Annotated in this window: 12 protein-coding genes; 9 read left to right on the forward strand and 3 right to left on the reverse strand. The window is 69.0% G+C overall.

Features of this window, described 5'->3' with window-relative positions:
* Positions 1 to 108 (forward strand): LuxR C-terminal-related transcriptional regulator, encoded by a 108-nt coding sequence (locus ETP66_RS09260; protein ID WP_269089310.1) that lies wholly within the window; start codon positions 1 to 3, stop codon positions 106 to 108.
* A 39-nt stretch (positions 109 to 147) separates the two neighbouring features.
* Here the strand turns inward: ETP66_RS09260 and ETP66_RS09265 are convergent, their stop codons facing one another.
* Both ETP66_RS09265 and ETP66_RS09270 read right to left on the reverse strand, forming a co-directional pair.
* The gene (locus ETP66_RS09265) at positions 148 to 4626 is read right to left on the reverse strand and encodes a glutamate synthase-related protein (RefSeq protein WP_130842352.1); all 4479 of its coding nucleotides are present in this window, start codon (positions 4624 to 4626) and stop codon (positions 148 to 150) included.
* Positions 4627 to 4738: 112 nt separating this feature from the next.
* On the reverse strand, positions 4739 to 5197 hold the full coding sequence (locus tag ETP66_RS09270) for a hypothetical protein (protein ID WP_130842353.1): 459 nt from the start codon (positions 5195 to 5197) through the stop codon (positions 4739 to 4741).
* A gap of 39 nt (positions 5198 to 5236) precedes the next feature.
* Between ETP66_RS09270 and ETP66_RS09275 the strand changes: the two genes are divergently transcribed.
* Complete coding sequence (locus ETP66_RS09275; protein ID WP_130842354.1) at positions 5237 to 5467, forward strand: hypothetical protein; 231 nt, start codon at positions 5237 to 5239, stop codon at positions 5465 to 5467.
* An 8-nt stretch (positions 5468 to 5475) separates the two neighbouring features.
* Here ETP66_RS09275 and guaB read toward each other — a convergent pair whose 3' ends face one another.
* Positions 5476 to 6960, reverse strand: coding sequence for an IMP dehydrogenase (guaB, locus tag ETP66_RS09280; protein WP_130842355.1), 1485 nt, complete (start codon positions 6958 to 6960; stop codon positions 5476 to 5478).
* A 674-nt stretch (positions 6961 to 7634) separates the two neighbouring features.
* On the opposite strand from guaB, the gene ETP66_RS09285 reads away from it, so the two are divergent.
* From ETP66_RS09285 to ETP66_RS09315, 7 genes are all read left to right on the forward strand, one after another.
* Positions 7635 to 9050, forward strand: a complete 1416-nt coding sequence (locus tag ETP66_RS09285; RefSeq protein ID WP_130842356.1) for an HD-GYP domain-containing protein — start codon at positions 7635 to 7637, stop codon at positions 9048 to 9050.
* A gap of 50 nt (positions 9051 to 9100) precedes the next feature.
* Positions 9101 to 9595, forward strand: a complete 495-nt coding sequence (locus ETP66_RS09290) for a DUF5317 domain-containing protein (protein ID WP_236630211.1) — start codon at positions 9101 to 9103, stop codon at positions 9593 to 9595.
* Between the two features lie 86 nt (positions 9596 to 9681).
* Positions 9682 to 10686 carry a homoisocitrate dehydrogenase gene (locus ETP66_RS09295; RefSeq protein ID WP_130842357.1) on the forward strand — a complete coding sequence of 335 codons (1005 nt, stop codon included), beginning with the start codon at positions 9682 to 9684 and terminating at the stop codon, positions 10684 to 10686.
* A gap of 180 nt (positions 10687 to 10866) precedes the next feature.
* A complete protein-coding gene (gene pilM / locus ETP66_RS09300) occupies positions 10867 to 12000 on the forward strand; it encodes a type IV pilus assembly protein PilM (protein WP_130842358.1) in 1134 nt (377 codons plus the stop codon).
* Complete coding sequence (locus ETP66_RS09305) at positions 11993 to 12616, forward strand: flagellar protein FliT (protein WP_130842359.1); 624 nt, start codon at positions 11993 to 11995, stop codon at positions 12614 to 12616. The genes pilM and ETP66_RS09305 overlap by 8 nt, the downstream gene beginning before the upstream one ends.
* On the forward strand, positions 12606 to 13175 hold the full coding sequence (locus tag ETP66_RS09310; protein WP_130842397.1) for a type IV pilus inner membrane component PilO: 570 nt from the start codon (positions 12606 to 12608) through the stop codon (positions 13173 to 13175). Before ETP66_RS09305 ends, ETP66_RS09310 begins: the two co-directional genes overlap by 11 nt.
* A complete protein-coding gene (locus ETP66_RS09315) occupies positions 13172 to 14059 on the forward strand; it encodes a competence protein (RefSeq protein ID WP_130842360.1) in 888 nt (295 codons plus the stop codon). Before ETP66_RS09310 ends, ETP66_RS09315 begins: the two co-directional genes overlap by 4 nt.
* The last annotated feature ends 1 nt before the right edge of the window (position 14060 follow it).

The raw sequence follows: 14060 nt of genomic DNA on the forward strand, positions 1-14060 counted from the left end.
ATCTCGGAAAAGACCGTGGCCACCTACCGGGAACGGGCGGCGGAAAAGCTCGGCCTGCGAAGCCGGGCCGAGCTGGTACGCTGGGCGGTAGAGGAGAAGCTTGTGTAAAGGCCTCGAGGCCCCCACCCCGCCCAGGGCGGGGTACCCCTACTCCGTGCTCACCCCCTGCTCCACCTGCTGGTTCACGGGCTCCACCATGCGGAAGTGCTGGGCGGGGTCCAGGAGGAGCTTCTCCAGGCGGGCGGCCTTCTCCTCCCGCTTGGCCTCCCGGAGCACCCTTATGTAGGCGGAAAGGAGTTCCCGCACGTCCTCCACGCCCCTGAGGTCCAGGGGCTTCACCGCCACCCTGGCCCCCTTGGCCAGGCGGCGCTTCAGAGCCTCCTCGGTAAGGCCCATCTCCGGCCAGTGCCGGAGGTAGACCCGTCCCCCGGTCATGCCCGAGCAGATCCAAGGGCCAGGGTCCCCCAGGACCAGGGCCCGCCCCCGGGTCATGTACTCGAAGGCGAAACCCTTGGCCTGCGCCCGGGCCGCCAGGTTGCCGAGCTCGTCCCTCAGGGGCCTTTCCGGTTCGCCGCCCAGGATCACATCCGCCCCGGAAAGCCGGATGCAGAAGCGGCTATCGGCCACCCCCTCCACGATGAGGAGACCCCCTATGGCCCCGTAGGCGAAGCTCTTGCCCACGGAGCCATCCACGTAGGCCCCGTAGGGGTTCCGGCCCTTGAGGATGGCCACCGTGCCCCCGAAGGCGCTCTTGGCCACCCCGTCCTGGGCACCCCCTTCCACCACCACCTTCATGCCCTCGAGGTTAAAGGCCGCCAGGCCATTCCCGGCCACGCTCCCCGCATCAAAGCGGAGCTCCACCTCGGCGTCAAAGCCCTTGCCGTAAAGCCTCCTCCGGGCAATCTCCCCTGCCAGGTGGGCCCCCAGGGCGCGGTCGGTGGAGTTCACCGGGCCCTCCTGGAAGACCAGCTTGCGGCTTCCCTCCCCATAAGCCCCCATCACCACCTCGGTGATGGTGCGGGTGAGCTGGTTCAAGGGCTTGCGGAGGACGTGGGCCGAGGTGTCCTTAAGCCACTCGGGCTCCTCCACGGGCAGGAAGAAGTAGGAAAGGTCCAGCTCCTCCAGGTGGTCCCGCTGGTAGAGAAGGTCCACCCGGCCCCTGAGCTCCCGTAGCGAGCGGGCCCCCAAGGCGGCCACCAGCTCCCTCAGGGCTTCCCCCTTGGCCTCAAAGAAGCGGGTGAGGTGCTCCACCGCCCGGTCCAGATCCTGGGGCACGAAGCGCTTGAGGCCGTGGGCCAGGGCCTCCTCCAGGGTCTCGATCTGGGTGGTGATGCCCACGTGACAGGTGTCCAGCTGGCAGCCCCGGCAGATGGTGCAACCGATGGCCACCATGGCCATGGTGGCCATGCCCACCCGGTCCGCCCCCAGGAGGACCATGCGCAGCACGTCGTAGGCGGTCTTGAGGCCGCCATCCGCCCAGAGCTCCACCCGGTCGCGAAGCCCCGCCCGCACCAGGGCCCGGTGGGCCCGGCGCACCCCGAGCTCCACGGGAAGCCCCGCGTACTTGAGGGCGTGGAGCCTGGCCGCCCCCGTCCCCCCCTCAAACCCCGAGAGGGTGATGACGTCCGCCCCCGCCTTGGCGATGCCCACGGCGATGGTGCCGATGCCGGGGATGACGGGCACTTTCACCGCCACCAGGGCCTTGGGGTTCACGGTCTTCAGCTCCTCGATGAGCTGGGCCAGGTCCTCGATGGAGTAGAGGTCGTGGTTGTTGGAGGGGCTGATGAGGTCCACCCCGGGGACGGCGTTGCGGGCGGCGGCCACCTTGGGGGAAACCTTTTTGCCCGGCAGGTGCCCCCCCTCCCCCGGCTTGGCCCCCTGGCCGATCTTGATCTCGATGACGCTGGCGGAGTTCAGCATGTAGGCGTGCACCCCGAAGCGGCCGCTGGCCACCTGCTGCCCCCGCCAGTGGGTGTACCGGCCCAGCATGTCGGGGATCTCCCCGCCCTCCCCGTTGATGCAGAGCATGTTGAGGCGCTTGGCCGCCTCCACGTAGGCGCGGAAGGAGGCTTCCCCCTGCGAACCGAAGCTCATGGCGCTGATGAGGAAGGGCAGGGAGTGCCCCCCCACGGAGAGGTCCACCTCCTCCGGGGCCACCTCGCTCCTTTCCGGGAAGCGCACCTCCAGAAGCTGCCTGGCCGCCACGGGGCTTTCCCGTTCCAGGGAGCGCACCTTCTCCTGGAAGTGGGCGTAGGGGGCCTGGCCGCTGGCCACCTCCTGGGCCGCCTTGTAGATCCGGGGGTTGAAGCGGAAGTCCTTGGCGGGGAGGACCTTTTCCGCCCGCAGGAAGCCTTCCCGTTCCAGGAGGGTGCGCTCCAGCTCCAAAAAGCCGTAGCCCCCCTCCTCCGAGCCCAGGAAGTTCCGGGTGCCGAAGAGCTCGGCCAGCTCCGGCTTGAGGCCGAGGGCGCTGAAGATCCGCCCGTAGCCCCTTAGCTCGTGGATGCCCATGGTGGAGATGACCTTCTCCAGGCCCTTGCGCAGGGCTTCCAGGGCGCCCGCCACCCCCTTCCTCCCCTCCAGGGCCCGGGCCTTTTCCTCCAAAAGCCAGGGAGCCACCGCCTCCGCCCCCAGGCCCAGGAGGAAGGCCAGGTCGTGCAGGTTGCGCACGCCCCCGGAGTGGACCAGGAGGGAGGTACGCCGCCTGAGGGCGACGCCCTCCCCGTCCCGCTTCAGGAGGGCCCGGTTCACCGCGGCCACCGCCAGGCCGATGTCGATCCAGATGCCTCCCTGGAAGGCCTCCCGGTCGGAGAGGATGAGGACCTCCGCCCCCGCCTCCACCGCCTTAACCGCCTCCTCCTCCAGGCGCTTAAGCCCGAGAAGAAGCCCCTCCTCCACAGCGAACTGGGGCACGAGGGTGGCGGTCTTGAAGCGGGATTTCACCTCGCCCAGGGTCAGGGTGCCGAAGCTTTCCGCAAGGCCCTGGTCCTCCTCCAAGACGATGGGCAAAAGAAGCTCCTCCACCCTTCCCCCGCCCCGCCCGTCGGGCAGGGGGCGGCGGCCCAAGAGGGTGCGGGTGGAGAAGTGCTCGATCTCCCTTTCGCGGTCGATGGCGGGGTTGGTCACCACCGCCACGGTTTCCTTGAAGAACTCGGCGAGGTTGGGCTTCTCCGGGTTCAAGGCGGCCAGGGGGCCGTCGTAGCCCAGGGAGCCGATGGGCTCGTTCCCGGTCTTGGCCAGGGCCTCGAGGTAGGCGGCGTCCCAGCGGTCCCAGCCATAGGCCCGCTCCAGGCCCAAAGGAGGCGGGGCAGGCTTTTCCTCCACCTCCACCCCGCTCCCCCCGGCCACGGGGGGCGGGGCCTGGCGGATGGGCCCCGCAAGGTGGATCCGGTACCCCTCCACGGGGACGCGGGCGGCGATCCGCTCCAGCACCAGGCGCTGGTGCCGGTCGAAGGGCAGCACCCTGGCCCCTTCCGGGGTGAGGCGCAGGTGGACCTTTTCCCCGGGGGCCAGGGGCTTGGGTTCGGTGACGAACTCCTCGGCGCTGAAGACCCCCCTTTCGGAGGAGAAGACGATCTCGTAGGGGGTCTCGAACTGCCAGAGGGGACGGAGGCCCATGGCGTCCGTGGCGAAGACCGCCTCGTCCCGGTGGCGGCTCACGATGGCCGCGGGGCCCTGGGCCAGGGGGCCAAAGCGCTGTCTCAGGGCCAGGTAGAGGTCCTGAAGTTCGGGGGCTAAGCCCTTCACCTCCCCCAGCACCGGGGGGAAGACCAGGTCCATGGCCTCGGGAAGGGTGAGGCCAAAGCGGTAGATGAGCCCCTCCAGCATGCGGTTCAGGTCCTGGGAGTCCGAGCCCCCGGTGCGGGGGATGCCCAGGAAGTCCAGCTCCCGCCGGAGGCGCTCGATGGTGTTGATCTCCCCGTTGTGGCCCAGAAGGCCGAAAGGCTGCACCTGCTCGAAGGTGGAGAGGGTGTTGGTGGAGTAGCGGTTGTGCCCCAGGGCGATGGCGCTCTTGAACTCGGGCCGGGAGAGCTCGGGGTAGTAGCGCTTCAAAAGCTCCGCCGCCCCCCGCACCTTGTAAACCACGCTGTGGGTGGAAAGGGAGACCACGTGGAGGGGGAACTGGGCCTCGAGCCTCAGGCCCAGCTCCCAAAGGGGCGCATCCCCATCGGGGCTGAGCCCCGCCACCTGGAGGAAGAGGGGCTCCGTGCGGCGGCCCACCGGGCCCAGGACCTCGCTCACCACCTCCCCCAGGCGGAGGTGGACGGGCCGCACCCCAAAGCGCTGCCCCTCCTGCTTGAGGAGGGCGTAGAACTCCTCCACCCGGGCGACCTCCCCCTTGGGCAGGAAGAAGTGGCCCACGAAGAAGCGGGGGTTGAAGGCCAGCTCGGGCTCCAGCCCCGCCTCCTCCAGGAAGCGGGCCCACAGCTCCCGGGGGATGTCGGTTTGGATCCCGGTCCCATCTCCCTCGCCTCGGATGGCCCCCGCCCGGTGGGCCATGCGGTAAAGGCTTTCCAGGGTCCTCCGCACGATGCGGTGGGAGGGCTTGCCGCTTTTCTCCGCCATGGCGATGATGCCGCAGGCGTCCTGGCCTAGGGGGATGTCCGGGTAGGCTTCCTTCCAGGTCATCTTGGGGGCTCCTTTTGGGCGCTGGGTCTCGTTGCGGCAAAGAAATGCACGTCGTTCCCTGGATTATACAGGGCATCCGGGAGGGGGTCAAGGAGCTTGGGAAGGAGGGCACTTATCCCGGCACCCGGTGGAAGGCGTTGAGGAAGAGGGGCAGGGCCTCCGCGCGGGCCTCCTGCTCCTTGAGGGCCTCCTCGAAGGCCCGGGGAGCCATGAGGAGGTGGGGAAGCCTGAGCCAGCCCAGGTAGTACTCCCCCGCCTGCCCCGGGTAGCGGAGGCGGGCCCGCTCCTCGGGGAAGAGGAGGCCCTCAAAGGCCAAGGGGGAGGCCCAGTGAGGGGCTTGGGCCGTGCGGCGCAGAAACTCCTTGAGCCTTAAGGGGTTGCTCCAGACCCCAAAACGCAGCCGCTCGTCCAGGGCCTCCAGGGCGGCGAAGCGCCCCGCCTGGGCCAGCTCCAGGCGCCTCAGGCGGAGCCTGGCGTACTGGCTCAAGGAAAGGATCTCCCGGGAAAGCCCCGAGGCCACCAGGAGCCTCGAGGCCACCACGTAGTCCTGGTACTCCCGGTAAGGGTCCACGGCCCCAGGATGCCACGGGAGGCGGGGTAGGATGGTGGCATGGACCGGAAGGGCTGGGTCTTGCGGGCGGTGGAGGCCCTGGGCTTCGCCACCATGAAGGACATCCAGCGCTACCTGGACGAGGAGGGGGAGGCCTTCTCCAAAAAGGAGCTTCAGGACACGCTGGAAGCCCTGGTGCGGGAGGGGAGGCTGGAGGAGAAGGAGGGCACCTACCGCCCCGCCCGCAAGAGGGGGAGCGGGGAGGCCTTCCAAAGGCTATTCGGCGAGTGAGGGGGGCCTCAGCGGGAGTAGTTGGGGGCCTCCTTGACCACCACCACGTCGTGGGGGTGGCTTTCGATGAGGCCCGCCATGGTCATGCGCACGAAGCGGGCCTTTCGGCGGAACTCCTCCACATCCCTTGCCCCCACGTAGCCCATGGCGCTCCTCAGGCCCCCCACGATCTGGTAGAGGACATCGGCCACCGGCCCCTTGTAGGGCACCATGCCCTCGATCCCCTCAGGGACAAGCTTTTTGGCCTCGGTCTCCCCCCCCCGGCCCGGGTCCTGGAAGTAGCGCTCGGCGGAGCCCTGCCGCATGGCCCCCAAGGAGCCCATCCCCCGGTAGAGCTTGTACCGCCGCCCGTCCTTCAGGACCTCCTCCCCCGGGGCCTCGTCGGTCCCCGCCAGCAGGCTTCCCAGCATCACCGCGTGGGCCCCGGCGGCCAGGGCCTTGGCCACGTCCCCGGTGTACTTCACCCCCCCGTCGGCGATGACCGGCACGTCCAGGTCCGCCACCCCCGCCACCGCCTCGAGGATGGCCGAGATCTGCGGCACCCCCACCCCGGTCACCACCCGGGTGGTGCAGATGGAGCCGGGGCCGATGCCCACCTTCACCGCGTCCGCCCCCCGCTCCGCCAGGGCCCTGGCCCCCTCCCGGGTGGCCACGTTCCCGGCGATGACCTCCACCTTTTCGGCGAAGGTTTCCTTCAGGTAGCCCAGGGCCTCGAGGATCCCCTTGGAGTGGCCGTGGGCCGAGTCCAGGACCAGGGTGTCCACCCCGGCCTCCACCAGGGCCTGGGCCCGCTCGGGGAGGTCCTTCCCCGCCCCCACCGCCGCCCCCACCAGGAGCCGGCCCAGGGCGTCCTTGGCCGCATGGGGGTACTGCTTCCGCTTCACGATGTCCTTCAGGGTAAGGAGCCCCCTAAGCCGCCCCGCCTCGTCCACCAGGGGGAGCTTCTCCACCTTGTGCCGCCTGAGGATCTCCTCGGCCACCTCCAGGGTGGTGCCGGGGGGGGCGGTGATGAGGCGCTCCAAGGGGGTCATGACCTCGGTAACGGGGCGCTTCAGGTCCCGCTCGAAGCGCAGGTCGCGGTTGGTCACCAGGCCCAGGAGCTTCCCGTAGAGGTCCACCACGGGAAGCCCCCCGATGCGGTACTCCCGCATGAGGCGCTCGGCGTCTTCCAGGGTGGCCGTAGGGGGTAGGGTCACGGGGTCCTGGACCATACCCGCCTCGGAGCGCTTCACCCTGCGCACCATGGCCGCCTGGGCCTCTATGGAGAGGTTCTTGTGAATGACCCCCAGCCCCCCCTCCCGTGCCATGGCGATGGCCATCTCCGCCTCGGTCACCGTGTCCATGGCCGCGGAGAGGATGGGGATGTTGAGGGTAAGCCGTTTGCTGAGCCGGGTCTGGACGGCAACCTCCCTGGGCAGGACCTCGGAGTAGCCGGGCAGGAGGAGGACGTCGTCAAAGGTGAGGCCCTCGTAGAGGATCTTCCCCTCGTACATGTCTTCCAGGCTACCCCTTGCCCGCCCGCGGGTCCAGGGGGGCGGGGACCTTGGGGGTGGCCGATGGGCCCGTTTTTGCTAAACTACCGGTAGAGGGGGTGGGAACCTGATTCGGACCGCCGGTATTCCGGGCCTGCATTCGGGGTAGAGCATTTAGGCATCTCAAGATTCGCACAAGGTATTGCCGGTGTATTCAGGGTTGCATTTCCAGCAGGCGCATTGGGTAAGCCCCGCAGGGCCCCTTCGCCCTGCGGGGCTTTGCCTTTCGTAGCCTGTTCCCCTGAGCCCGGAAGCCCCCTGCCAGAGCGAGCCCCTACCCAGCTGGCCGGAGGTGTGCTAGGCTGGGTGATAGTAATCTGAACGAGTCCAGCTTTTTGTGACCCGATGGGCAGTTTTACTCGTGTTCATACCTATTCTTCCCCTCTTGACAGTTTTACCCGTGCCTCCTAGAGTGAAAACCAAGCAAACGGGGCCGAACCCCCGGAGGCGGAGGAAAAGGAGGGATGAAGATGAAGAAGCTGATCGCTAAGGTTCTGGCGCTTCTCGGCTCCCTGGTGGCTCTGGGGCTGGCGGCTGGAGCGAGCTTGCACTGGAAGTAAAAACGGCCACGCGCTGGCCGTTTTTTCGTTTGGGGTCCCCTTTTCCAGGGGACCTTGTGCTATCCTAAGGGCCGTATGCTCCAAAAGCTCCGCCGCCTGGAACTCCCCCCGCCCCGGGTGCTGGCTTTTACCCTGGCGGTCTTTGCCAGCTTTTTGCTGCTGGAGGGCTACCTCATCGCCCGCCACGGGTTCCACCTTCCCCCGCCCGGGCTGGGCTGGTTTGACCTCCTCTTCTGGGCGGCCCTGGTCTTCTGGAGCGTGCGGGTGGAGATCCGCCTGCCCCTAAGCGCCAGCATGAGCCACCTCTTCCTCTTCGCCCTGGCCCTGGTGGTCCTCACACCCCCCTGGCTCGCCCCTCTGGTGGTTTTTCTTTTCCAGCCGAGCGACAACCTCTGGTACAAGCAGCTCTTCAACCGCTCCCAGGACGCCCTGGCCACCCTGGCCGCCGCCCTGGTCTGGCAGTTTTTCCAGAACAACCCCCTCTACCTGGGGACGCTCAACCTGAGCGCCGGGGTAGGCGTAGGCCTGGGAGCGGTGGCATTTTTCCTTGTTAACGCGGGTCTGATCACCCTCATCATTCATTTAGCCAACGGTACCCCCTTGCGGGAGATATGGAAAAAGAACATTGGCTGGCTCACCTCCAGCTACCTCCTCCTCTCTCCTCTAGCCCTCCTCCTGGCCCGGGCCTACGAGACCCCCCTCCTCGGGGGCTGGGGGGGGTGGACGGTCCTCTTCTTCCTGGTTCCCCTCTACTACAGCCGCTTCTACTGGGACGAGAAGGTGCGCCTGGAGCAGGCCTTTGACGCCACCCTGGAGGTGTTGATGCACGCCCTGGAGGCCAAGGAGCCGGAAACCCGCATGCACTCCGAGCGCGTGGCGGACATCGCCAAGGACCTGGCCCGGGCCCGCTACGGGGACGAGGCCAAGGCCATGGAGATCTACCGGGCGGCCCGCCTGCACGACATCGGCAAGATCGGCATCCCCGAGGCCGTGCTCCTCAAGCCGGACGCCCTCACCCCGGAGGAGCTGGCCCTGGTGCAGAGCCACACCACCTTGGGCGTCCAGCTCCTGAAGCCCGCGGAGAAGGTGGCCTTCGGCCCCTTGGTCTACAACGTGATCCGCCACCACCACGAGCGCTGGGACGGCCGGGGGTACCCGGACGGCCTCGCCGGGCACGAGATCCCCGAGGAGGCCCGCATCGTGGCCCTGGCCGACGCCTACGAGGCCATGACCGCAGGCCGCCCCTACCGCAAGGCCAAGACCCCGGAGGAGGCCCTCCAGGAGATGCGCGACCTCTCCGGCCTGCAGTTTGACCCCCGGCTGGTGCGCCTCTTCAGCGAGCTCTGGCGGCAGGACCCCCTGTGGCGCGACCGCCACGCCTACCTGGCGGCAAAGGAGGGATCGGTATTACGCTCTACCTCGCCGCAGCCCTCTTCGGCCTCGGCCTCGCCCTCGCCCTCGGAGCCAGGGCAAGGGACCTCGGAGGCATAGAGCTAAGGGCCCCCTGGGCCTTCCTCCTGGCCGCCCTGGCCGAGGGGGGGCTGGCCTTTGGCACCTACCGGGGCCTCTTCCAGCCGGACTGGGCCGGGCCTTTGGCCAGGACCCTGGTCCTCCTCCTGGTGGGGTACGGGCTTTACCAGAACCGGCACCTAAGGAGCCTCTACCTGGTCCTCGGGGGGCTTTTCCTGAACACCCTGGTCATCTTCGCCAACGGGGGGCATATGCCCGTGAGCCTGGCCGCCCTGGAGCGGGCGGGGCTCGAGGGGTGGGAGGAGATCCTAAAGGAACGCCGGGACGCGGTGCACACCCTCCTGGACGAGAACACCCGCCTCCCCTTCCTGGGGGACGTGATCGCCCTACCCCCCTTGCGCAAGGCGGTGAGCCCGGGGGACCTCTTCATCCTGGCGGGGATCGCCGGGGTGGTGGTGGAGGGGGCCCTGAGGGCGGGGGGGAGGCGCCTTTCCCGGCGGCAACAGGCCCTTCGGGTCCTGGCCTTTCTCCTCCTGATCCTCCTCCTCCTGGCCTGGCGGGCCTGACCCCACCCCCTCCAGGGAGCCGGGATGGGGCTGCCCCGCGCCGGGGTATATTCCAGAGGGGGCCATGCCCCTGAGCTGGAGGGAAGATGGCGTACCGCATCTGCTTGATCGAGGGGGACGGCATCGGCCACGAGGTGGTGCCCGCGGCCCGGAAGGTCCTGGAAGCCACGGGGGTTCCCCTGGAGTTCGTGGAGGCCGAAGCGGGCTGGGAGACCTTCGAGCGAAGAGGGACCTCCGTCCCGGAGGAAACCGTGGAGAGGATCCTCTCCTGCCACGCCACCCTCTTCGGGGCGGCCACCAGCCCCACCCGCAAGGTACCCGGCTTCTTCGGGGCCATCCGCTACCTGCGCCGCAGGCTGGACCTCTACGCCAACGTGCGCCCCGCCAAGAGCCGCCCCGTCCCCGGAAGCCGGGGCGGGGTGGACCTCGTCATCGTGCGGGAGAACACCGAGGGGCTTTACGTGGAGCAGGAGCGGCGCTACCTGGACGTGGCCATCGCCGACGCGGTCATCTCCAAGAAGGCCAGCGAGCGCATCGGACGCGTGGCCCTGAAACTGGCAGAAAGCCGACCCCGCAAGACGCTCCACATCGCCCACAAGGCCAACGTTCTTCCCGTAACCCAGGGCCTCTTCCTGGACACGGTGCGGGAAGTGGCCAAGGACTACCCCCTGGTGAACGTGCAGGACATCATCGTGGACAACTGCGCCATGCAGCTCGTCATGCGGCCCGAGCGCTTTGATGTGATCGTCACCACTAACCTCCTGGGGGACATCCTCTCCGACCTTACCGCCGGGCTCGTGGGGGGCCTGGGCCTGGCCCCTTCCGCCAACATCGGGGACGCCACCGCGGTCTTCGAGCCCGTCCACGGCTCCGCTCCCGACATCGCCGGCAAGGGCATCGCCAATCCCACCGCCGCCATCCTCTCCTCAGCCATGATGCTGGACTACCTGGGGGAAAAGGAGGCGGCCAGGAGGGTGGAAAAGGCGGTGGACTCGGTGCTGGAGAGGGGGCCCCGCACCCCGGACCTGGGCGGGGACGCCACCACGGAGGCCTTCACCAATGCGGTGGTTGCAACCCTGAAAGGCCCCTAGCCCCCGCATCCTCATTCCCCATTCCCCCCCTGGGAGCGGGGGCTGGCTTTCCCTTGGGCAGGGCCCGCCTGTATTATGCTCCCAGACCCCTTCCCCATTGCGACCCAGGTGATGTAAACTGCAGGCAGGTTTTCGTATGACCGTAGGTTCGCCCCGCCGCGTCAAGCCAAAGGAGGCACCGTGTTTTCGGGTTTCAGCAGGTTATTCAAACCCCGCGTGGAAGCCCTGGGGCTGGAGATCGGGGCCGCCAGCCTGAAGCTGGTGGAGCTTTCCGGCCATCCCCCAGCCCTCAGGGCCTTCGCCAGCCGCCCTGTCCCTCCGGGCACCGTGGTGGAAGGGGTCATCACCGAGCCCGGGGCCCTGGCCCAGGAGATCCGCGCCCTTCTGGCCGAAGCCCGCACCCGCAGGCGCTACGTGGTGACCGCCGTCCCCAACCCCAGCGTGATCCTCCGCACCCTCCAGGTGCCCAAGATGCCCCCCAAGGAGATGGAGGAGGCGGTGCGCTGGGAGGCGGAGCGGTACATTCCCTTCCCCATTGACGAGGTGGTCCTGGACTTCGCCCCCCTGGACCCCCTGGCCGAGGTGGCCGAAGGGGAGCAGGTGGAGGTGATGGTGGCGGCGGCCCGGCAGGAGGCCGTGGCTGCCCTGATCGAGGCCCTGAGGGGCGCGGGCCTTACCCCGGTGGTGCTGGACGTGAAGCCCTTCGCCGGCCTCTACCCCCTGGAGGAAGGGCTGGCCCGGGACCCCGAGGGGGTGGCGGTGGCCATCGAGATCGGGGCCGAAAGCACCAGCCTGGTCCTAACCAAAGGGAACCGCCCCCTGGCGGTCCGGGTGCTAACCCTGTCGGGCAAGGACTTCACCGAGGCCATCGGCAAGAGCTTCGGCCTGGACTTCCTCACCGCGGAGGAGGTCAAGCGCACCTACGGCCTGGCTACCATCCCCACCGAGGACGAGGAGCTCCTTTTGGACTTCGACGCCGAACGGGAGCGCTACAGCCCCGCCCGCATTTACGACGCCATCCGCCCGGTCCTGGTGGACCTCACCCAAGAGATCCGGCGCAGCCTGGAGTTCTTCCGGGTGCAGTTGGGGGACGTCCAGCCGGAGGTGGGCTACCTCTACGGCGGGGGAAGCCGCCTCCGGGGCCTGGCCGGCCTCCTCACCGACACCCTGGGGGTGAACTTCACCACCCCAGACCCCTGGGAGGGCATCCAGGTGGACCCCAAGCGCTTCGACCTGGAAAACCTCAAGGATATGGGCCCGGAACTGGTGGTGCCCGTGGGCCTGGCCCTGAGGGGGGTGAGTCCCCTTGATTAGGCTGAACCTCCTGCCCAAAAACCTGCGCCGCCGCATTGAACCGGGCTGGTGGCGCCTGGCTGCCCTGGCCTTCGCCCTGGTGGCCCTCCTTACCCTGGGATTCCTCCACTACACCGCCTACACCGAGCTTTCCCTAGCCAAGCAGGAGCGGGATGCCCTGAGGGCGGAGGTGGAAGCCCTGAGGCCCTTCATCGCCGAGCAGAACCGCCTGCAGCAGGAGAGGCGGGCCCTCGAGGCCCTCCTCAACATCCGGGAAGGCCTGAGGCGGAACTTCGTCCCCTGGTCCGACTACCTGGCCGCCTTCATCAACCAGATCCCCCGGGAGGGGGGCCGCTTCCCCGTGGCCCTGCGTTCCGTGGGCACCCGGGCCCTCACCCCCGAGGAGGGAGCGGCCCTGGCCCAGGGGGGAAGCTTTGACGGCAAGAGGGTGCGGGTGGAGTTCACCCTGCAAGGGGAGGCCCTGAGCCAAGGAGCCCTGGTGCGCTTCATCCAGGCCTTCGAGACCTCCCCCCGGTTCGGCATCGAGTTCCAGGGAGCCTCCCTGGACCCGGGAAGGGGGCTTTACACCTTCAGCGCCCGGGTGGGCGCGGTGGGGGGTGAGGAAAGTGCTCGCTAGGCTGGGGCAAAGGGAGTGGGCCCTCATCGCCATCGCCCTCACCCTGGCGGTGGCTCTCCTCTGGTACTTCTTCCTCATCGTCCCCTTAAGGCAGGAAACCGATCTGGTGCGCCAGGAGATCGCCCGCCTCATCCCCGAGCGGGACCGGGGCCGGCAGGCGCAGCGGGCCCTGCCGGAGCTCCGGGCGGCCATCGCCGAGCTGCAGGCGGAGCGCCAGGCCTTCCTCCGGGCCCTGCCCCGGGAGGAGCAGCTTTCCGCGCTGCTCTCGGAGGTCCTGGGCGAGGCGGTGAGGAGCGGGGTCACGGTGCGCTCCTTCACCCGTTCCCCCACCTCGGCCCCGGTGCCGGAGGTGCGGGCGGTGAACCTGGCCCTCTCCCTCGAGGCCCCCTTCCCGGAAACCTACGCCTACCTCCAGCGCCTGGAGGGCCTCTCCCGCTTCAGCACCCTTTCCGGCCTCAACCTGAGCGTCCAAGGACAGGAGGCGAACCCGTCCCTGGCCACCAGCCTGACGCTGACCTTCTACGTGCTGGCCCGGGACCTCGAGGGAGGTGAGCGGTGAAGGAAGCCCTGGAGCGCCTCGCCACCGGCTGGCGCAACCTTCCCCAGTCCACCAAGCTCCTCCTGGCGGCCCTCCTCCTGGTAAGCGCCGTCACCCTGTGGTACGCGGGCTTCTACCTGCCCGCCCAGGTGGCGGCCGAGCCCCCTCCCCCGATCGTGGAAGAGGTCCCCCGGGCCATCGAGGCCCCCCCCATTCCCCCCTTGGGGGAAACCCCTGAGGCCGGGCCCCCGGAGCCCCGCCAGGAGGCGGCCGCCTCCCCCACCCCGGCCGCCGCCCCCATGGCCCTGCCCGTCCCCCGGCCCGCCCGGGAGGCCCCCCCCAACCCCTTCGTGCCCCTGGTGGCGGAGGTGGCTCCCCCGGCCCCGGTTCCTGCTCCCCCTTCCCAACCCTTGCCCCCAGGCCCCCCCGTGCGGGTGACCCCAGGAACCCCCCTGCCCGCTCCGGGCACCGCTCCAGCCCCCCGGCCCCTCCCTGGCACCGCCGGGGCCCTGCCCGCCCCCAAGGTCCTCTCCCCGACCCCCCAGGCGGAAGCGCCCCCCGGGCAGGTGGAGGTGCCGGTGAGCCTGGTCCCTCCCCCTTTCCTGGTGGAAACTCCCTTGCCCGGAGAGGCCGAGGTGGGGCCGCCCACCGTCACCCCTCAGCCCAGATCCGCCCTGGAGGCCTTGGTGGAGGAAAGAGGCTTGAGGCTTTCGGGCACCCTGCTGGGCCCGGTGAGCGTGGCCATCCTGGAGAGCAAGGAGGGCTACCTGGTCCTGCCCACGGGCAGCCCTATCCCCGGGAGTGAGGCCGTGATCCGCCGCATCGAAGGCGACCGCGTGGTCTTGTCCATGAGAGAGGAAACCCTGGAGATCCCCCTAGCTCTGGAAGCTGGAGGTGGCCAATGAG

Source organism: Thermus thermamylovorans (assembly GCF_004307015.1).
GTDB lineage: Bacteria > Deinococcota > Deinococci > Deinococcales > Thermaceae > Thermus > Thermus thermamylovorans.